Here is an 18,414-nt window from a genome sequence, read left to right on the forward strand (position 1 = left end):
CAGGCCTGGAGCCACGGCGTCACCGTCGACTGGCCCACGCTCCTCCAGCCCTACCGCGCCCGCACCGTCGAGCTGCCCTCCTACCCCTTCCAGCGTCAGCACTACTGGCTCGAGGCGGAGACCGCCGGCCGGCACAGCGCCCCGCGCGTCGACGTGCTGCCGGCTCCGCAGCCGGCCGAGCCCGTCAGCCTGGTGGGCGTACGGCTGCCGTCGTCGCCGCTCGCGCAGGCGCAGTTCGCCCCGCGGCTCGACCCGACCGCGCACCCCTGCCTGGGTGACTTCGTGGTCGGCGGACGGCCGGTGGTCAGCGCCGGTGTGTTCCTGGAGTCGGTGATCGAGGCGGTCACCGAGATCGCCGGACCGGGTCCGGTGTCCGTCGAGGACCTGGAGCTGCCCGTCGACCTGGTGCTCGAACCCCTCGGCGCCGGGGAGCCGGCGTCCGGCGGCGAGCGGGCCGCCCAGCTGGTCGTCGACGACGGCCGGTTCCGTCACTACGCGCAGGACCGGTCCGGCGCCTGGCAGCTGCACGCGCAGGGCCGGGTCCGGCCGGGCGCGTCCGCCGCGCCCACGGTGACCCTGGCGACCGTCGGGTCGGGCCGCGAGCTGACCGGCGACGAGCTGTACCGGCTGCTGTGGCAGCGTGCGATGTACCTCGGTTCCGCCGCTCGCTGGGTGGAGCGGATCAGGCTCGGCCGGGGCGAGGCCACGGCCGAGATCCGGTCCGCGACGCCCGGCGAGGCGGAGTCCTACCGGATCCACCCGGGCCTGGTCGACGCGATGTTCCAGACCGCGCTGGCCTGCTTCCCCATGGACGGTCCGGCCCTCGTGCCGGTCGGTCTCGAGCGCTTCGTCCACTACGACCGCGGCGACCTGCGGGACGGGCTGCGATGTCACGCCGAGCTGTTCGAGGACGGCACCCGGGCGCGTATCCGGCTCGTCGGCGCGAACGGCCGGCTGGCGGCGGAGGCCGACGGCGTCCGCTTCGCCCCCGCCCTGACCCGCCCCGCGGCCCAGCCTGCGGGCGCGCCGGCGCCCGCCGCCGGGCCCGTGACCACGGCAGTGCCCGAGCAGCGCCGGCAGGTCGCCGTGCCGGCGTCCCCGGTGGCCCCCACGGCCCCGGCCGACGCGCCCGAGGCGGCTCCCGCCCCTGCGCCGACCGCGTCGCCCGTCGTCGCACCCGAGGCCGTGCGGGACCGGGTGGCCCGGACCGTCGCGCAGGCCCTCGGCACCCCGGCGGCCCGGTTCGACGCCCGGCAGTCACTGCAGGCGCTCGGACTGGACTCGCTGATCGCGATGAAGATCCGGACGACGCTGAACCGTGAGTTCGAGGTCCAGCTGCCGATGACGGCGTTCCTCAACGGCCGTTGCGCCGACGACATCGCCGAGGACATCCTCACCGCCCTCGGCGCCGGAGCCGAGGCCGAGAGCAAGGCCGAGGCGGAGGTCGAGGCCGACGCCGGCGCCGAGAGCCAGGCCGGAGCGGCGGCAGAGGCCGAGACCGGGACCAAGGCTCAGGCGGCGGCCGAGGCCGGGACCCCGGCCGACGACGCCGACCGCTACGAGCCCTTCGGCCTGACCGACCTCCAGCAGGCCTACCTCGTGGGTCGCGGCGACGCCTTCGAACTCGGCAACACCTCCACGTACTTCCAGATCGAGATCGACCTGGAGAACGTGGACCTGGACCGGCTCGGCGCGTCCTTCCGGGCGATGATCGAGCGTCACGACCAGCTGCGGGCCGTCTTCACCGCCGAGGGCGAGCAGCGCGTGCTGCGCGAGGTCCCGGCGTACGTGATCCGCGAGACCGACGTCTCCGGCCTGGACGAGGCAGGGCGCGAGGCCGCGCTGACCGCCGTCCACGAGGAGATGCGCCACCAGGTCTTCGACACGGCACGCTGGCCGCTGTTCGACGTGCGCGTGACCCGGACCGACGACCGCGCGATCCGGCTGCACGCCGGCTTCGACGCCCTGATCATCGACGGTTTCAGCACGTCGATCCTGTTCAAGGAGTGGGCCGCGCACTACCGCGGCGAGACGCTGCCCGAACTGACGCTGCGCTACCGGGACTACGTGCGGCAGGCCCGCGCCCTGGAGACCGGACCCGAGTACGACCGGGCGCTCGCCTACTGGCGGGACCGCTTCGACACCCTGCCGGGCGCGCCCCAGCTGCCGCTGGCCGTGAGCCCGTCGAGCCTGGAGCGGCCGGTGTTCACCCATCGCGGCGCGACGCTGGCGAAGGAGGACTGGGACCGGTTCAAGGAGCACGCGGCGGCGGCGGGGATCAGCCCGTCGGCGGCCCTGTGCACCGCGTACTCGCAGGTGATCGCCGAGTGGAGCGCCACGCCCCACTTCTCGCTGAACCTGCTGTACTTCAACCGGCAGCCGCTGCACCCGCAGGTCGGCGACGTCATCGGCAACTTCTCCACGACCCTGATGCTGGAGATCCGCGACAGGGCGGACGACACCTTCGCCACCCGCGCCGCGGACGTGCAGAGCCAGCTGTGGAGCGACATGGAGCACAGCCAGGTCAGCGGTGTGCAGGTGCTGCGGGAGCTGAACCGGGCCCGTGGCTCCTCGATGCGGGCGTCCGCGCCGGTCGTCTTCACCAGCCTGGTGAACTTCGCCGGCCAGCAGGACACCGAGCGGCGCGGAGTCGTGCAGTACCTGGGCGGGCTCGGCGAGAACGGCCGTCAGGTCAGCAGCTCGGTCCGCACCCCGCAGGTGTGGCTCGACCACCAGGCGGTCGAGGAGGCTGGTGAACTCGTCCTGAACTGGGACGTCATCGAGGAGCTGTTCCCCGAGGGCTGCGTCGACGCCATGTTCGCCGCGTACCAGGGTCTGCTGCGGGAGCTGTGCCGCGACGCGGCGGCCTGGCAGCGGCCGAGGCCCGTACTGACGCCGGCGGCCGACCTGGCCGTGCGCGCGGCCGCCAACGCGACCGACGGTCCGGTGCCGGACGGGCTGCTGCACGACGCGGTGCTCGCGCAGGCCGCGGCCACGCCCGACGCGCCCGCGGTCCTCACGCAGGCGCTGAGCCTCACGTACGCGGACCTGGACCGCAGGTCGAACGAGGTGGCGCACCGGCTGCGCGACCTGGGAGCCGGTCCCGGCGACCTGGTGGCGATCGTCATGGACAAGGGCTGGGAGCAGGTCGTGGCGGCCCTCGGCATCCTGCGGGCCGGGGCGGCGTACGTGCCGATCGACGCGCGGGTGCCGGCCGAGCGGCTGCACGTGCTGCTGGACAGCGCCGGGATCGGCCGTGTCGTCACCCAGCCGTGGGTGGACGGGTCGGCGGACTGGCCGCAGGACGTGGCCAGGATCGTGGTGCGGGCCGACGACAAGGGTGACGAGCGTCCGCTCGGCCCGTCCGGAGCCACGCCGGGCGACCTCGCCTACGTGATCTTCACGTCGGGTTCGACCGGACTGCCCAAGGGCGTGATGATCGAGCACGGCGCCGCTCTGAACACGATCGTCGACCTCAACGAGCGCTACCACGTCACCGCGGCGGACCGGGCCCTCGGACTGTCCGCGATGAACTTCGACCTGTCGGTGTACGACGTCTTCGGACTGCTGTCGGTGGGCGGCGCCCTGGTGCTGCCCGAGCCCGCGGCACACCGCGAGCCCGCCCGCTGGGCGGAGCTCGTCACCGAGCACGGGGTGACCATCTGGAACAGCGTGCCCGCGCTGATGGAGATGTTCACCGAGCACGCCCTCGCGAACGGGCTGACCGGGCTGCCGGTGCGGCTGGTCATGATGAGCGGGGACTGGATCCCGGTGACCCTGCCGGGCCGGATCCGGCTGCTGCTTCCGGAGGCCGAGCTGTGGAGCCTCGGCGGTGCCACCGAGGCGTCGATCTGGTCGATCCTGCACCCGATCGGCGAGGTCCAGGACGACTGGGTGAGCATCCCGTACGGCAGCCCGATGCGTAACCAGCGCTTCCACGTGCTCGACGGCGCGATGCGGCACTGCCCCGTGTGGGTGCCGGGCGACCTCTACATCGCCGGTGTCGGTCTGGCCCGCGGCTATCTGAACGACGAGGCCAAGACCAGCGCGGCCTTCCTGCACCACCCGGTGACCGGTGAGCGCCTCTACCGCACCGGTGACCTGGGGCGCTATCTGCCGGACGGCACCATCGAGTTCCTCGGCCGGCAGGACTCCCAGGTGAAGATCGGCGGCTACCGCATCGAGCTCGGCGAGGTCGAGGCCGCCCTCACCCAGTGCGAGGGCGTCCGGGCCGCGGCCGTGGTCGCGGCGGGCGAGCAGCACGGGCCGAAGCGCCTCATCGCCTACGTGGTCCTGGACGAGGGCCGCGAGGACACCGAGCAGGAGATCTCCGAGGCGCTGCGGCAGGTCGTCCCGCAGCATCTGGTGCCGCAGCGCATCCTCGTCCTGGACGAGCTGCCGCTCAGCGACAACGGGAAGGTCAACCGGGCGGCGCTGCCCGCGCCCGATGAGGTCGCGGCCGAGGGCTCCGGCTTCGTCGCCCCGCGCGACGAGGTGGAGCGCCGGCTCGCGGAGATCTGGGCGGAGTTCTTCGGCGTGACCGAGATCGGGGTGACGGCGAGCTTCTTCGAGCTCGGCGGCGACTCGTTGCTCGCGGTGCGCCTGATGGCCCGGATCGCCCGAGGTCTGGGCCGCAGCCTGCCGCTGTCCAGCCTCTTCGCCCGGCCGACGATCGAACTGCTCGCGCAGGCAGTCCGGGAGGCCGGTGACGAGGAGGGCCGCAGGGCGCTGGTGCCGGTGCGCACCAGCGGCTCGCGGACTCCGCTGGTGTTCGTGCACCCGGTCGGCGGTGACGTGCTCTGCTACGCGGAGCTCGCCGAACTCCTCGGTGAGGAGCAGCCGTTCTACGCGCTGCAGCTGCCGGACGCGGAGCTGTGCAGCGTCGAGGAGATGGCCGCGCACTACGTGGCCGCGGTCCGCGAGGCGCTGCCGGAGGGCCCGTACCGGCTCGGCGGCTGGTCGATGGGCGGTGTGATCGCCCTGGAGATGGCGGCCCAGCTCACCGCGGCCGGTGCCGAGGTGGACCTGCTGGCCGTGGTCGACCTGATGGTGGAGCCCGGTCCGGCGGAGGGCGAGCCCGTCTCCGACGAGGTGCTGCTGTCGTGGTTCGCCCGGGACCTGGCGGGTCTGGCCGGAGTGGAGTGGGAGCCGGCGCCGGAGGTGTTCGACGGACGTCCGCCGGTGGAGGTGCTGCACTCCGAGGCCCGTGCCGCGGGCGCGCTGTCCGAGGACATCGACCTCGGGACGCTGAGCGCGATCGTGGACCGGTTCCGGAGCAACTACCGGGCGCTGCTGCGCCACAGGCCCAGCGGCTTCGCCGGCCGGGTGCTGTCGCTGCGGGCGGCGGACGGCGGTGCGACGGTCGAGACGGCGGCCCGCTGGATGGAGTACTTCTCCGGCGACGCCACCCTGGTCGACGTGCCGGGCGACCACTACTCGGTGATGCGCGGCGAGCGGCTGCGCGTGCTCGCCGGCGAGCTGCGCCGGGCGCTCGACGCCCACTGACGTGACGTCGGCCGGTCCGAGGGCCGGCCGGCCCGACGTCAACCGAACCGAACCGGCCGGGTCCGCCGCGCAGGCGGCCCCGGCCGGTCCACCCCGGACCGGCCCTGCGGTTCCGGCGGGATCCAGGTCCACGAAGTGAGGACATGCGGTATGCGAATTGATCAGGCCGACCGGAACAGCGCCGGAGCGGGCCGATGAGCGCGTTGCCGGCCGAGGTGCCGGTCGCGGTCATCGGAGCGGGCCAGTCCGGGCTCGCCGTCGGCTACTACCTGCGGCAGGCCGGCGTGCGGTGCGTGCTGCTCGACGCGGGCGACGAGGTGGGCGAGAGCTGGGAGCGGCGCTGGGACTCGCTGAAGCTGTTCACGTCCGCGCAGTTCTCCGGACTGCCGGGCCTGCCCTTCCCCGGCGAGGGCGCGCACTACCCCGGCAAGGACGAGGTCGTGGCGTACCTGCGGGACTACGCCGAGCGGTTCGAGCTGCCGGTGCTGACCGGCCACCGGGTGCTGTCGCTGCGCCGGGACGGTGACGGCTACGTCCTGACCACCGCGCACGGCGAGTGCCGGGCCGGTCAGGTCGTGATCGCGACCGGCGCGTTCGGCGTCCCGCGGCTTCCGGAGTTCGCCGCCGCGCTGAGCCCGGACGTGCGCACCCTGCACACCAGCGACTACCGCGGCCCCGCGCAGGTGCCGCCGGGCACGGTGGTCGTGGTCGGCGACGGCAACTCCGGCCGGCAGATAGCCGTGGAGCTTGCCGGTACGCACGACGTGGTGCTCAGCTGCAGCGAGGCCGTCTCGCCGCCCCTGCCGCAGACGGTCGTCGGCCGGGACATGTTCTGGTGGATGAGCGTCCTCGGCGTGATGAGCCTGCCGGTGAACATGCAGGCGCCCGACCCGGTCGTCGGCGACCGGGTGCCCGAGCTCCTGGCGGCGGGCGAGCTGCGGACGGTGGGCCGGATCACCGGCGCCGAGGGTGCCGAGCTGCTGGTCGCGGACGGCGAGCGCGTCAAGCCGTCGGCGGTGGTGTGGGCGACCGGCTACCGCACCGACTGGAGCTGGCTCGACCCGGAGATGCTCGACGAGGAGGGGCAGCCCCGGCAGACCGAGGGCGTGGGTGCGGTGCCCGGCAGCTACTACCTGGGCCTGTACCGGATGCGTACGCGCGGTTCGGCGCTGATCGGCTTCGTCGGCCGGGACGCCGAACACGTCGCGGCGGCGATCCTCGCCGCCCAGGGCACCCCGACCGTTTCCCCCACGGCAGAAGGCGAGCCGTCATGACCGACACCACCACCCACGTCAGCGCTTCCGTCGCCGCCGAACTCGACGTCCTGGGCGCGCTCCTGGCGTTCGACTTCATCGGCTTCGCGCAGAAGGGCGGCGCGCTCGACCCGGCCGACCCGCACTTCGGGCGGGCGGTCGGCGCCGGGTTCGGGATCGCCGCCCGCCGCCGCTTCCCGCAGGGCGCGTCACCGGAGGAGATCGACGGTTACGTCGCCGGCTTCCTCGGTTCGCTGGAGGCCGGCGCGGAGGACTTCGACCCGGCCTTCCTCGCCGAGCTGATCGCCGCCGGCCTGAGCGGCGACACGACGCCGCCCGGCGAGCCGGACCCGCAGACGACAGTCCAGGCCCGCCTGGTGCTGACGCTGCGGATGGTACGGGAGCTGGGCCTCGGCCCGGACGAGCAGCGGGACCTGCTCGCCGAGGCGGCGGCACGCCTGACGCAGTCCTGAGAACGACGGGCCAGGCGCCCCGGAGCCCCGGTGATCCGGGTGCTCCCGGGGCGCCTTCGCGTGAAGCGGGGCGACCGGGCGGATGCCGCTGGGCGACCGGGGCCGCGCGGGTGGATGCCGCTGGGCGACCGGGGCCCGCAGGCGGGCCCGGCGGGCCCGCGCGCCCCGCGGCCCCGGGAGCCGGGCTCCCTGCCGCCCCGGGAGCCGGGCTCCCTGCCGCCCCGGGCGACCCCGGCGGCCCGGGCCGTCGCCCGCGCCTCCGGCGTCGGTCAGGCCTCGGCCGGTCCGGACGTCGTCGGGCTCTGCGGGTCAGCACCGCCCGGGACCCAGACGTCCAGCGCGCCCTCCGCGTACAGGGCCCGCACCGCCTTCTTGTCGTACTTGCCGACGCTGGTCTTGGGCACCGCGTCCACGAAGGACCAGCGTTCCGGCACCCACCAGCGGGCGACCCGCCCGGCCAGGAACTCCCGCAGGCCGTCGCCGTCGGCCTCGGCGCCCGGCACCAGCGACACGCACGCGAGCGGGCGTTCCTCCCAGCGCGGGTCGGGCACGCCGACCACGGTCACCTCGAGGACCGCGGGGTGCTCGATGATCGCGTTCTCGAGCTCGATGGTGGAGATCCACTCGCCGCCGCTCTTGATGCCGTCCTTGAGCCGGTCGCTGACCACCACCCAGCCGCCCGGCTCGATCACTCCCAGGTCGCCGGTGCGCAGCCAGCCGTCGTGGAACTTCTCCGGTGAGTCCTCGGTGTGGAAGTAGGAGCCGGTGACCCACGGCCCGCGCAGCTCCAGTTCGCCCACGGAGGTCCCGTCCCAGGGCTGCTCGCTGCCGTCCTCCGCGATCAGCCGGGCCTCGACGAAGGGCATCAGCCGGCCGCTCTTGGCCAGCCAGTCGACCTCGTCCTCGTCCGGGGTGCCGTGCGGCGGGACCGCGAAGGTGGCGAGAGGGCTGGTCTCGGTCAGGCCCCAGCCCTGCTTCAGTCGGACGCCGTAGCGGTCCTTGAGCCGCTGGAGCAGGGCGCGCGGCGGGGTCGCGCCGCCGCAGCCGGCGAGCCGTACGCTGCTCAGGTCCAGCGGGTGCCGCTCGCCGTGGTGCACGAGGCTGTTCCAGATCGTGCAGATCGCGGCCACGGCGGTGGGCCGCTCCTCGTTGATGACGCGGGTCAGGTCCTCGGTGTGCAGCAGCCGGCCGTTCATGATCAGGTCGGAGCCCGCCATCCACGCGGCGTACGGCCAGCCCCAGGCGTTGGCGTGGAACATGGGCACGATCGGCAGGACGCGGTCGCCGTCGTGCATCGCGAAGCCTGCGCTGGCCGAGACGCCGAGCGTGTGCAGGATGATCGAACGGTGGCTGTAGGCGACGCCCTTGGGGTTGCCGGTGGTGCCGGTCGTGTAGCAGAGCGCCGCCGCTTCCCGCTCGTCCAGGTCGGGCCAGATGAAGCCGGGGCGCTCGGCCGCGAGCAGTTCGTCCCAGCGGTGGACGGCGATGTGCCCGGGCAGGTCGAGGTGCCGGACCGGGTCCGTGCCCGGGTCCGCGTCCGGCGCGTCGCCGATGACGACCAGGTGGCGCACGCTGCCCAGCCGGTCCCGGATCGGGGCGAGCATGGGGAGCAGGGTCGCGTCGACCAGCAGGAAGGCGTCCTCGGCGTGCTCGACGATGTAGCCCAACTGGTCCTGGTGCAGGCGGAGGTTGAGGGTGTGCAGCACCGCGCCCATGCTCGGCACGGCGAGGTAGGCCACCAGGTGCTCGGGCGTGTTCCACGCGAGGGTGGCGACGCGTTCCCCGGGCCGTACGCCCAACCGGACGAGGGCGGCGGCCAGTTGCTCGGCCTGGTGGGCGATTTCAGCGAAGGACTGTAAGGAGCGGGCGGTCGGCCCGTCGGCACATCGCACCACCCGGCTGTCCGCGTAGACGCGTTGCCCGTGCGTGAGGATGTCGCGGACGAGCAGCTCGCGGTCCTGCATCGTGCTCTTCATGGTGCGGCTCCCTTGGAGGTGCGGGGGAAGGAGTGGAGGAAGGACGAAGCCGGCCCCGATGGCGGAGCCGGCTTCGACGGCGGGTGACGGAAGCATGCCGTCACCTGCCGCTGTTCCCACAGGGCGCGTGATCAGCCCAGGTACTCGATGTCGCCCACCAGCCTGCTGCTGACGTGGTCGTGGTCCAGCATGTTGACCCTGGCGCTCATCTGGCCGCTGCCCCTCGCGAACGCGTAGTTCCCGGTGCTTCCTGTGATGGTGAACGTGCCCGTCGGGTAGACCATGGTGTCCGAGGTCACCGGCGCCGTGAGGCTGTAGCTGATGGTGAGCTTGTCGCCGTTGGGCTCCGTGATCGTCCCCGTCCCCTTGATGTCCCACTTGCCGGGGATGGTGGCCTTGCACGCCGTCTCGACCTGGGTCCAGGTGCCGCCGTTGCTGAGCGGCTTGCCGAGGGAGGTGCCCGAGCCGGTCACCTTGTAGCCGTTGCAGCCCACGGTGTCCGGGTGCGGGGTCGCGACCACGGCGAAGTTGTTGTCGATCTCGACCGTGGGCAGCCAGGCGGTCTCGGCGCGGACGTCCGTGCCGGTGGTGTCGGCGGCGAAGGTGACGCCCGCCGTGCCGCCCGTGACCAGTACCGCCGCCGCGACCACGCCCGCGACGCGCGCCGACCATCTGTAGCCGGTTCCTGCCATCTCGAATCCCCCCGTACATCGACAGAAGATGTGCAACTGGGCCCGTTCTTCGGCCAGTTGGGGACAGTTTTGCCCACCGGAAGCGCTTCCGTCGAGCCATTCGGCCGATTGACGTGGTTCCGTTTCGCCGCGCCGGCCGGCCGTGAGCCTCAGGCGGTCGGGGTCCGGCTGAACCAGCCGCTGAACGCCCGGTTGTCCGCGGCCGTGCCGCGTCCGTGCCGTTCGGCCCTCGCCAGCATCCGTTCGGCCTCCGCCCGCCAGGTCGCCGCGTCGGCGCGCGGTGGCGGCAGGAAGGGGCCCCGCAGCGGCGACTCGGCGGCGGCGCCGAAGAAGTCGCCGCCCTTGCGCCTGGCGTCGTCCGTGCCCCACGGACGGCCGGCGCCGCGCGCGGGGGCCTTCTGGAGGTGCGGGATGTGCTTGGCGCAGTGGACGTACGCCTCCTCTACGGTGATCTCCACCCACACCAGGGCCCGGCGGCCGGGTACGGGATCGGTCCCGAGGCCGTGCCGGGTGCGGCGCATCTCCTCGTCGGCCACGACCCGCGCCCGCCCGTTGACGTGCAGGCCGATCCGGTGCCGCAGGAAGTCCACCATGAGGATGCCGACGTGCGGGTTCTCCTCGATGTTGCCCAGGCTCGCGTGGACGCCGTTGCCGCGGTACTCGGGGTAGGCGAGCGTCGTGTCGTCGAGGACGTGGAGGAAGCCCGCCGGTCCGGCGCGGAAGGTGTTGTCGCACTCGCCGTGCCGGTCGGCGGTGGCCAGGAAGAACATCTCCTGCTCCGCCACGAACTCCCGCATCCGGGCGTTGAGCCGGTCGAGGACCTGGTCGGCGTAGAACCGGTCGGCGCGTTCGGTGCTGTCCATGCGCCGCTGGACGAGGTGTTCGCCGTCGCTGCCCGGGCGGGTGGTGCGCACGGGCGGGTGGTCGTACCGGTGCCCGGTCTCTTCGAAGGTGCTCAATTCCTTGCCCCGGCCAGTTCTTCGAGGGAGTCGTGTCGGATGCGCCCGGCCGGGATGCCGATGCCGACGAGGGCGTCGACACCGCGCCGGATCAGACCGGGCGGGCCGGACAGGTAGGCGTCGTGCGCGTCCCAGGGGCCCGAGGTGCGCACGGCCTGCGGCAGACCGCCGGTGGGCAGCCCGGCCGCGTCGTCGTCGACGACGGGATGGACCGAGAGCCACGGGTGCGACTGCTGGAGGCGCAGCATGGTGTCGATGTCGTACAGGTCGTGGCCCCGGCGGGCGCCGTAGAACACGTCGACGGTCCGCCGGCGGCCGTGCCGGGCCACGTCCTCGACCAGGGCCTTGATGGGGGCGATGCCGGTGCCGCCGCCGAGGCACAGCAGGGCGCTGTCCCGGCTGTGGTCCACGGTCATGGAGCCCGTGGGCGGGCCGAGGCGGAGCACGTCACCGGGACGGGCACGGTGGACGAGCGCGTTCGACACCCAGCCGGCCGGGACGGCCTTCACGTGGAAGGAGAGCAGTCCGTCCGGGCGGGGCGCGGAGGCGAAGGAGTAGTGCCGCCAGATCCGCGGCCACCAGGGCGTCTCGAGGGCGGTGTACTGGCCGGCGAGGAAGGGGTACGGCTGGTCTGGCCTGACCGTGACGACCGCGATGTCCGGTGTCCGCCGCTCGTGCGCGACCACCTCCGCGTGCCACCAGGCGGGGGCGCGCAGCTCGTCGGCCGCCGCCGCGTCGATCATGATCTGGGAGACGGTGGTGTACGCGCCCACCCACGCCGCCTCCGTCCGCGGCCCCCAGGTGCGCGGGGCGTACCGGGCCAGTGCGCCGATGAGCGCCTCGCCGACGGCCGGGTAGTGCTCGGGCAGCGTCCCGTACTTCCGGTGTCCGCAGCCGAGGCGGGTCAGGTAGGCGGTCAGGGTGGCGGGGTCGTCCGCGTGGGTCGCCGCCGCGAGCAGCGCCTTGAAGAGCCGGTCGCGCTGGGTGTCCATCGCCGCGGGGAAGAGCTCCCGCACCTCGGGGTGGCGGAGGAACAGCAGGGCGTAGAAGTACGAGATCGCCTTGTCGGCGACCGGCTCGATCTCGGCCATCGTGCGGCGCAGGAGCCCGCTGTCGGACGTGTCCTCGGCGGCGTCGGGCCGCGTCGGGCCGTGGCCGAACCAGCCTCCTTCACGACCGCCGCCGGCCGACGTGGTGTGCGGACCATCCATCCGTGTGCCTCGCCTCGAACGTCCTCGGTCGTCTTGCCGTGCGAAGTCCCCCGCTCGTTCACCCGGGTGAGTGAACCGGGCAGACCATACCCGGCCGATATGAGCCCCCCGGCGAGCGCCCGACGGCCCTCCTCGGCGCTTTCGGGCAGGTCACAGCGGGTTACCGACGATTTCGGGCAGGCGTGCGCGATCCGGCCGCACGGCCGACGACGGGGAATCCCCGTCAAAGACTCACGAGCGGGCACGATCTCCTTGGCCGAATCCCCGCGGAAGCTTCACAAGCGAGACCGCCGGACGGGACCGTGATCCGCGGGCGTGCCCGGCGGCGTGTACGGCCAGCGCGGCGACCACACAGCAGAGGCCGCCCGCGAGCAGCACGGCCCGGACCCCGAGCTCCCGGGCGAGCACGCCGACGAGCAGCGCGCCGAGCGGGGTGGAGCCCTGCAGGATCACCGTGTAGAGGGCCAGGACCCGTCCCCGGAAGCCCGGGTCGCAGCCGAGCTGCACGCGGTGGTTCGCGGCCTGGGCGAAGACGATCGCGGCGAAGCCGGTGAGCGCGAGGAGCACCGCGGCGGCGGCATGGTCCGGCGCGCGCCCGGTCGCGGCTTCGAGCACGCCGAGGCCGAGGGCCGCCGCCGTGACGGTCCGGGCGGACGGCCGCTCCCGGCGGGCCGTACCGGCGAGGGCGCCGAGCAGCGCGCCGCCCGCGAAGGCGGTGGACAGCAGCCCGAAGGAGGTGGCGTCGGCGTGGAAGACGGTCTTGGCGAGGAGCGGCACAGTGAGCTGGAAGTGCTAGCCGACGACGCCGAGCAGTCCGACCAGGACCAGGCAGTGCAGCACGTCCGGCCGGTCCCTGGCGTGCCGCAGCCCGTCCCGGATCCGGCCACGCCCGGCGGGCGGCGCGGTCCGCAGCAGTTCGCCGGGGCGCATCGCGCGCAGCGCGGCGACGGTCGCCAGATAGCTGGCGGCGTTGAGGGCGATCACCGGGCCGGTGCCCCAGCCGGCGATCAGGAGTCCGGCGAGGGCCGGGCCGAGGACCCGGGCGAGGCTGAAGTAGGCGCCGCTCAGCGCCGAGGCGTTGGGCAGCAGCTCGGGGCCCACCATCTCGCCGACGAACGACATGCGGGTGGGCACCTCGACGGAGTTGACGACGCCGAGGCAGAACGCGAGCAGTCCGATCTGCCACACGGTGACGGCGTCACGGGCGACCAGGACGAGCAGGGCGAGGGCGCACAGCGCGGAGGCGAGGTTGCAGCCGATGAGCAGCCGCCGCTTGTCGTGGCGGTCGGCGAGCCGCCCGCCGTACAGCGTGAGCAGCAGCATGGGCGTGAACTGGAGGGCGGTGACCGTGCCCAGGGCGGTGGCCGAGTCCTCCGTCAGGGACAGCACCAGCCAGTCCTGGGCGACGACCGTCATCCAGGTGCCGGCGACGGAGACGAGCTGGCCGGCGACGAAGAGCCGGAAGTTGCGCACGGCGAGCGAGCGGAAGGCGTGCGTCGCGTTCATGGGTGCCGGTCCTCCTGGAGTCGGTCCGGGCACCTTGTACGCGGGCGCGCTCGAAGACCGCTCGGGCCCGCCGGCGGATCAGGGAGACGTCGTGGAGACCACGTACACGCGCGGGAAGGCCGGGTCCGTGAGGTCGACCGTGATGTCGCTCGTGGGGCGGGGCCGCTCGCGCTTCACCGTGGCGCCGGACCAGCCGCGGTCCGGGGTGAAGTTCCAGCCGACGATGTCGGCGTCGCGGTCGCTGACGGTCACCTCGCCGGGCTTCAGCGCGTTCCGGGCGGCGCCGCTGTCGTGGAGGAAGGTGTCGAGACCGCCGGCGGTCGTCGTGAACTGGACGTACAGCCGGCTGGTCTTCCAGTTGCTGGTCTCGTAGTAGGCGACATTCCAGGCGTCGGACGGGACGGGGATCTCGAAGACGCGGCGCTTCATCTGGGAGGGCCGGTTGTCCTGGAGCCCGACGACCGAGGACTCGCGCTCCTTGTCGCGTCCGCTGTCGCGGCTCTGGCCGGCGGAGATCACCAGATAGCCCGCCGGGACGCCGATGAGCAGCACGATGGTGAGCAGGGTGAGCACCCGGCGGCGCAGCATGTGCCCGCGGCCCTCCGGGAGCCGGCCGGGCGGCGGCTCCGGCGGCGGCGCCGACTGCTGGGGCGGCAGGGTCGGGTGGGGCAGGGTCATGACTGCGGGTCCTGGGCGGTTCGGGAGGCCCGGTCGGCCGTGGTGCCGCGCAGCACCTGCGCGTAGCGCCCGTACCGCTCGTAGCGCTCGACCCGGCGGCGGTTGGCCCGGCGGAAGCGGCGGGCGACGAGCCGGGCGAGGTCGGCGGCGCCGACCATGCCGGCTTCGGGGCCGAGCTGGGCGCGGGCGATCCGGGCCTCGGGGCGGTAGCCGCGGCCGGTGAGGTGGCGGCGGAAGGCATCCCTGGCGGGGCCGATGAGCAGGTCGTCGGCGGCGGAGACGCCGCCGCCGATGACGAAGCAGGAGGGGTCGAGGGCGGCGGCGAGGTTGGCGATGCCGACGCCGAGCCACTGGCCGATGTCCTCCAGGAGTTCGACGCACATGGCGTCGCCCTCGCGGGCCAGCTCGGTGATGAGCGGGCCGGTGATGTCGGGGACGTTGCCCTTGACCCGCTCGATGATGTTGTACGCCACCGGGGAGTCGGCGGCGGCCAGCTCGCGGGCCTCGCGGACCAGGGCGTTGCCGGAGCTGTACTGCTCCCAGCAGCCGCGGTTGCCGCAGGGGCAGCGGTGGCCGCCGGGGACGACCTGCATGTGCCCGAACTCGCCGGCGACGCCGTACTTGCCGCGCTTGACCCGGCCGTCCTCGAGGATGGCGCCGCCGATGCCGGTGCCGAGGGTGATCATGACGAGGTGGTCCTCGCCGCGTCCGGCGCCGAAGCGCCACTCGGCCCAGGCGGCGGTGTTGGCGTCGTTGTCCACCATGACGGGGACGGCGAGCCGGTCCTGGAGGGCGTCGCGCAGCGGCTCGTTGCGCCAGGCGAGGTGCGGGGCGAAGAGGACCGTGGCCCGGTCGGCGTCGACCCAGCCGGCCGCGCCGATGCCGACGGCGTGCACGTCGTGGCGGTCGGAGAGGTCCAGGACCAGCTCGACGATGGTGTCCTCGACGACCTTGGGGCTCTTGGACTTGTCGGGCGTCTCGGTGCGGACCTTCTCCAGGATGTTCCCGTCCGCGTCGACGACACCGGCCATCACCTTCGTACCGCCGATGTCGATGCCGACGGTCGGCACCCTGGGCGCGGTCAGGTGCGAGCGCCGCTCCCGGGGGCCGACGGTCCGCAGGACCGTGCCGCGGGCGGAAGCGCGCTGGGTCAGGTCACGGTAGGTACTCATCGGCTCGATTCTGCCAGGTGGGGTGTGAGGGGCGCGTCACGAAGCGGAGGACGAACCGGTCGGTCGTTCCAGTTCGTGGCGCAGGTCCTCCAGCTCGCTGCCGCCGGCCATCTGGCGGGTCAACTCGTCCAGGCTGACGGAGTCCTTGGTGTGGCTGCCCGCCATGACACCGCGCTTGAGCAGCACGAAACGATCTCCGACGAGGTAGGCGTGGTGCGGGTTGTGGGTGATGAGGACCACGCCGAGGCCCTGGTCACGTGCGGCCGCCACGTACTTCAGGACCACCCCGGACTGCTTGACGCCGAGCGCGGCGGTCGGCTCGTCGAGGACGAGGACCTTGGCGCCGAAGTGGACGGCGCGGGCGATGGCCACGCACTGCCGTTCGCCGCCGGAGAGGGTGCCGATGGGCTGGTCGACGTCGCGCAGGTCGATGCCCATGCGCAGCAGCGCCGTACGGGTGGTCTGCCGCATCAGCTCGACGTCGAGGCGCTTGAAGGGGCCCTTGCCGCGGGTGGGCTCGGAGCCGAGGAAGAAGTTGCGCCAGACGGGCATCAGCGGGACGACGGCGAGGTCCTGGTAGACGGTGGCGATGCCGCGGTCCAGGGCCTCGCGCGGGTTGGCGAGGGTCACCTCCTCGCCGTCGATCCGGAAGGTTCCGGCGTCGTGCCGGTGCAGCCCGGCGACGATCTTGATGAGGGTGGACTTGCCGGCGCCGTTGTCGCCGAGGACGCAGGAGATCCGGCCCGCGTGGACCTCCAGGGAGACGCCTTCGAGGGCGCGGATGTTGCCGTAGTACTTGCTGACGTCGTCGAGCTCGACGAGGGGCAGGGCTTCCGTGGTCACTTGGTGGCCTCCACGCGCTTGCGGATCCAGGCGTTCAGGAGCGTGGCGAGCAGCAGCATCGCGCCGAGGAAGAACTTGAACCAGTCCGGGTTCCATTCGGCGTACACGATGCCCTTGCCGGTCATGCCGAAGATGAACGCGCCGACCGCGGAGCCGATGGCGGAGCCGTAGCCGCCGGTGATGAGACAGCCGCCGATGACCGCCGCGATGATGTAGATCAGCTCGTTGCCGACGCCCTCGCCGGACTGGACGACGTCGAACGAGAAGAGCAGGTGCTGTCCCGAGATCCAGGCGCAGAACGCCACGCCCAGGTAGAGGCCGATCTTGGTCCGGTGGACCGGTACGCCGACCGCGCGGGCGGCGTCGGCGCCGCCGCCGACGGCGAAGATCCAGTTGCCGAAGCGGGTGCGCAGCAGGATCCAGGTGGCGAGGGCGACGAGGGCGAACCACCAGAGGATGGTCACCTTGAGCTCGACGCCGCCGACCGTCCAGGTCGAGGCGAAGAGCGTGCGGGCGGAGGGGAAGCCCTCCATGTCGGCGATCGACTTGGTGGAGACGGTGCCGCTGATCAGCTTGGTGAATCCCAGGTTCAGGCCGGTCAGCATGAGGAAGGTGCCGAGCGTGATGATGAAGCTGGGCAGCTTGGTGCGGGTGAGCAGGAAGCCGTTGAACGCGCCGACGGCGAGCGTCACGAGCAGCGAGACCCCGACGCCGACCCACACGTTCGCGGTCATCTGGTAGCTGAACATCGACGAGACGAGCGCCGAGGTGGTGACGAGCACGCCGGCGGACAGGTCGAACTCGCCGCCGATCATCAGGAGCGCGACCGGCACGGCCATGATCCCGATGGTGGAGGCCGCGTAGAGCACGGTGCCGAGGCTGGAGGCGCGCAGGAAGCCGTCGGCGACGACCGAGAAGAAGAGGAAGACGGCTGCGGCGCCGACGACCGAGCCGAGCTCGGGCCGGGCGAGGAGCTTCTTCAGCGGGGAGGTGCGGAGCAGCCGTTCGTCGACGTGGTCGAGGCCGTCCGAGGGCGGGGAGGCGGCGCTCATCGCGTACCCCGCTCCGTGTAGTCCTTCAGCGCCGCGGCCTGGTCCCTGGTGATGATCTGCGGGCCGGTGAGGACCGGCTTGCCGCCGCCGAGGACGTCGGCGTTGTACTTGTACAGCCAGAGCAGGTCGACGGCCTCGTAGCCCTGGAGGTACGGCTGCTGGTCGACGGCGAAGCCGAGGGTGCCGGACTCCAGGCCGGAGGCGACCTTGGCGTTGAGGTCGAAGGTGTCGATCTCGGCCTTGCTGCCCGCGCTCTTCTTCGCCTGGGCGGCGGCGTCGGCGAAGGGCGCGCCGAGGGTCACGACGGCGTCGACGGACGGGTCGGACTGGAGCTTGGCGAGGATGGAGGCCTGGACGTCGGGCATGTTGGTGCCGTCGACGTAGAGGTTCTGCAGCTCGCCGGCGAAGGTCTTCTTCGCGCCGGCGCAGCGCTGCTCGTGGCCGACGTTGCCCTGCTCGTGCAGGACGCACAGGGCCTTCTTGCGGCCGCGCTTGTCGAGCTCGTCGCCGACGGCCTCGCCGGCGACGGTCTCGTCCTGGCCGATGTGGGTGAGGGCGCCGAAGGCCTTGGACTGCTCGGCGCCGGAGTTCACCGTGATCACCGGGATGCCGGCCTTCACGGCCTTCTCGACGGCCGCCTTCATCGCGTCGGGCTTGGCGAGGGTGACGATGATGCCGTCGACCTTCTTCGCCACGTACGAGTCGATGAGCTGGGCCTGCTGCTGCGCCTCGTCGCTGTGGGCGTACAGGAAGTTGATGTTGTCCTTGACGGCGGCCTGCCTGGCGCCGTTCTGGACGATGTCCCAGAAGGTGTCGCCGTCGCCCGAGTGGGTGATCATGGCGAAGGTCCAGCGGGGGGTGTCGACGGCCGCCCGGCCCTGGGCCGCGGCCGCCTTGCGGGCGTCCTCCGCGCGCTTGCCGCCGGTGCTGCTGCATCCGGCGAGCGCGGCGGTCAGCGCCACCGCGAGCACGGCGCCGACCGCCGCGCGTACCCCTCCTGTGCGAACCCTGGTCACGAGGTCGTGCCCTCCTTTGTGTCCTTCTGCGTGCATTGCAGTATCGGTCATGGGGGTCGAGCCGATCTTCGGCGGGGC

General features: G+C 72.9%; 12 protein-coding genes and 1 pseudogene. 3 read left to right on the plus strand and 10 right to left on the minus strand.

What is annotated here, in order from left to right; genetic code table 11:
• From ACFVGS_RS29220 to ACFVGS_RS29230, 3 genes are all read left to right on the plus strand, one after another.
• Positions 1–5,505 (plus strand): amino acid adenylation domain-containing protein (locus tag ACFVGS_RS29220; RefSeq protein ID WP_385694592.1); only part of this gene is annotated, 5,505 nt, incomplete at its 5' end.
• 194 nt (positions 5,506–5,699) lie between these two features.
• A complete protein-coding gene (locus tag ACFVGS_RS29225; protein WP_384422415.1) occupies positions 5,700–6,779 on the plus strand; it encodes a flavin-containing monooxygenase in 1,080 nt (359 codons plus the stop codon).
• A complete protein-coding gene (locus tag ACFVGS_RS29230; RefSeq protein ID WP_385694594.1) occupies positions 6,776–7,231 on the plus strand; it encodes a hypothetical protein in 456 nt (151 codons plus the stop codon). Before ACFVGS_RS29225 ends, ACFVGS_RS29230 begins: the two co-directional genes overlap by 4 nt.
• A 269-nt stretch (positions 7,232–7,500) precedes the next feature.
• Here ACFVGS_RS29230 and ACFVGS_RS29235 read toward each other — a convergent pair whose 3' ends face one another.
• The 10 genes and pseudogenes from ACFVGS_RS29235 to ACFVGS_RS29280 form a co-directional block, all read right to left on the minus strand.
• On the minus strand, positions 7,501–9,207 hold the full coding sequence (locus tag ACFVGS_RS29235) for a long-chain fatty acid--CoA ligase (protein ID WP_385694597.1): 1,707 nt from the start codon (positions 9,205–9,207) through the stop codon (positions 7,501–7,503).
• Positions 9,208–9,338: 131 nt separating this feature from the next.
• Positions 9,339–9,899 carry a hypothetical protein gene (locus tag ACFVGS_RS29240; RefSeq protein WP_384422409.1) on the minus strand — a complete coding sequence of 187 codons (561 nt, stop codon included), beginning with the start codon at positions 9,897–9,899 and terminating at the stop codon, positions 9,339–9,341.
• Positions 9,900–10,048: 149 nt separating this feature from the next.
• Complete coding sequence (locus tag ACFVGS_RS29245; protein ID WP_384422408.1) at positions 10,049–10,858, minus strand: pyridoxamine 5'-phosphate oxidase family protein; 810 nt, start codon at positions 10,856–10,858, stop codon at positions 10,049–10,051.
• The gene (locus ACFVGS_RS29250) at positions 10,855–12,069 is read right to left on the minus strand and encodes a globin domain-containing protein (RefSeq protein WP_384422406.1); all 1,215 of its coding nucleotides are present in this window, start codon (positions 12,067–12,069) and stop codon (positions 10,855–10,857) included. The genes ACFVGS_RS29245 and ACFVGS_RS29250 overlap by 4 nt, the downstream gene beginning before the upstream one ends.
• A 231-nt stretch (positions 12,070–12,300) precedes the next feature.
• Positions 12,301–13,575: pseudogene (locus ACFVGS_RS29255) on the minus strand (MFS transporter).
• Positions 13,576–13,653: 78 nt separating this feature from the next.
• On the minus strand, positions 13,654–14,253 hold the full coding sequence (locus tag ACFVGS_RS29260) for a hypothetical protein (RefSeq protein WP_384422402.1): 600 nt from the start codon (positions 14,251–14,253) through the stop codon (positions 13,654–13,656).
• The gene (locus ACFVGS_RS29265) at positions 14,250–15,425 is read right to left on the minus strand and encodes an ROK family glucokinase (protein WP_384422400.1); all 1,176 of its coding nucleotides are present in this window, start codon (positions 15,423–15,425) and stop codon (positions 14,250–14,252) included. Before ACFVGS_RS29265 ends, ACFVGS_RS29260 begins: the two co-directional genes overlap by 4 nt.
• Before the next feature lie 36 nt (positions 15,426–15,461).
• A complete protein-coding gene (locus ACFVGS_RS29270; RefSeq protein WP_384422398.1) occupies positions 15,462–16,268 on the minus strand; it encodes an ATP-binding cassette domain-containing protein in 807 nt (268 codons plus the stop codon).
• Positions 16,265–17,320, minus strand: a complete 1,056-nt coding sequence (locus tag ACFVGS_RS29275) for an ABC transporter permease (protein WP_384422396.1) — start codon at positions 17,318–17,320, stop codon at positions 16,265–16,267. Before ACFVGS_RS29275 ends, ACFVGS_RS29270 begins: the two co-directional genes overlap by 4 nt.
• A complete protein-coding gene (locus ACFVGS_RS29280; RefSeq protein WP_385694601.1) occupies positions 17,317–18,336 on the minus strand; it encodes a sugar ABC transporter substrate-binding protein in 1,020 nt (339 codons plus the stop codon). The genes ACFVGS_RS29275 and ACFVGS_RS29280 overlap by 4 nt, the downstream gene beginning before the upstream one ends.
• Positions 18,337–18,414: the final 78 nt, after the last annotated feature.

The sequence above is a fragment of the Streptomyces sp. NPDC127114 genome (assembly GCF_042677525.1).
Taxonomy (GTDB): Bacteria; Actinomycetota; Actinomycetes; order Streptomycetales; family Streptomycetaceae; genus Streptomyces.